The sequence below is a fragment of the Pseudomonas sp. genome (genome assembly GCF_035512415.1).
Classification (GTDB): domain Bacteria; phylum Pseudomonadota; class Gammaproteobacteria; order Pseudomonadales; family Pseudomonadaceae; genus Aquipseudomonas.
Window position 1 is genome coordinate 1 of the sequence record NZ_DATKDZ010000037.1, and the last position, 1264, is coordinate 1264.

Sequence of the window (1264 nt, forward strand, 5' to 3'; positions counted from 1 at the left end):
GCCAACGCGAACGCAAACGCCCACCCCGACTGTTTCAGTCTAGCCGCTGCGCTGAGCAGCGGGGTACGGGTCATGCCAGTTCGAGTTCAATCCCCGGCCGGTGCGGTCAAGTGCATTGGGGCAGATGTGGGCAGCAAGGCGCTGGCGGTGGCGCCGGCCGACGCAAGCACCTTGGATACGCCAGTCACCACCATTGCCAATACGGATGCAGCGATCACCCGCTGGCTCAAGACGCTGCCCCCGGGCTGCCGCATTGGGATGGAGGCCACGGGCCGGTACCACGAGCGCTTGGCCGAGCTGGCTTGGCGTGCCGGCCACGTCGTCTACGTCTTCAACCCGGCCAAGGTGGCCAAGTACCTGGCGGCGTTGCGCTCGCGCGCCAAGACTGACGTCCTGGATGCACGCGGCATTGCGCGCTACGTGCTCAACGAGAGCGTTGGCTGCCATCCGTACGTGCCGCCCGGGCCGTTTCACGCCAAGATGGCGCTGCTCATTCAGCGCCGCCATCAGATCGTCAAGCAGCGCGACAGCCTGCGCATGAGCTTGGCCGACTTGCCTGACTGCGATGCCCAGCTGAAGGCGCTCAAGGAGGCCTTCAAGCGGCTGCTGGCGGCCATTGACGCGCAGATCGAGGCGGCTTACCGCAGCGATGCTGCGTTGCAGGTGCGGCGCAAGCACTTGTGCTCCATCCTGGGCTTCGGACCCTTGGTCAGCGCCGCGGTGGCAGCGCGGCTCAGCCGCACGCCCTATGCCAACAGCGACGCAGTGGTGGCCGCCTTCGGCATGGACTTGCGCGTACGCGATTCGGGTCAGTTCCGCGGTCAGCGCAGGCTGTCCAAGCAGGGCAATGCCGAGGAGCGCCGGCTGATCTACATCGCAGCGGTCAGCGCGTGCAACAACCCGCTGTTCCGTGCCCTGCGTGACAAGCTCGTGGCCAAGGGCCGCACCGCGACCCAGGCGCACTGCACCATCGCGCGCAAGCTGCTGCGCATCGCCTTCGCCGTGTGGACTACTCAGCAGCCGTTCAACCCGTCCTTGGTTGGGGCGGCATGAGTTCATTCACCAGCGGGGGGCTGGGGGCGCAGCCCCCAGTAAGACGCGCAGCGGCGTAGTCTCGTCCATCAAGCCCGGCTACCGTCGCATCGAGACGCCGTGTCCCGCGGGGCGCAGGCCCTGGCCCGGTCCCCACCGGTGGCTGCGCGCCCTCAAGACCTTCATCGCTCAGTGCAATGGCTCATCCTTGACTTCATTCATAGAAACTACG

At 66.6% G+C, this 1264-nt stretch carries 1 protein-coding gene; it reads left to right on the top strand.

From position 1 onward, the window contains the following. On the top strand, positions 1 to 1053 hold a 1053-nt coding region (locus VMP31_RS17150), incomplete at its 5' end, for an IS110 family transposase (RefSeq protein WP_325508919.1). Positions 1054 to 1264: the final 211 nt, after the last annotated feature.